This is a genomic window from Aeromonas sobria, from assembly GCF_050266975.1.
In the GTDB taxonomy this organism is placed as follows: domain Bacteria; phylum Pseudomonadota; class Gammaproteobacteria; order Enterobacterales; family Aeromonadaceae; genus Aeromonas; species Aeromonas sobria_B.
In genome coordinates, this window is record NZ_JBKISU010000119.1 from 1 (window position 1) to 327 (window position 327).

Sequence of the window (327 nt, forward strand, 5' to 3'; positions counted from 1 at the left end):
CTGGCAGTGTCCTACTCTCGCATGGCGAATGCCACACTACCATCGGCGCTACCGCGTTTCACTTCTGAGTTCGGCATGGGATCAGGTGGTTCCACGGCGCTATGGCCGCCAGGCAAAAAACTTCATCCGGAAAGCTGACGTGAATAACGACTTCGCTTGTTTGCTTTGTCGTTATCACTGAATTTGAGTAGTTCTTCGATTTGCTACAAGGCCAGAAACACTTCTTGGGTGTTGTATGGTTAAGCCTCACGGGTAATTAGTATGGGTTAGCTCAACACGTCGCCGCGCTTACACACCCCACCTATCAACGTTGTGGTCTCCAACGGC

Annotated in this window: 2 rRNA genes; both read right to left on the reverse strand. The window is 51.4% G+C overall.

Annotated elements, in window-relative coordinates:
• Nucleotides 1-113 (reverse strand): 5S ribosomal RNA (gene rrf / locus ACLHZ1_RS20705); the annotation flags it as partial.
• A 122-nt stretch (nt 114-235) separates the two neighbouring features.
• Nucleotides 236-327 (reverse strand): 23S ribosomal RNA (locus ACLHZ1_RS20710); the annotation flags it as partial.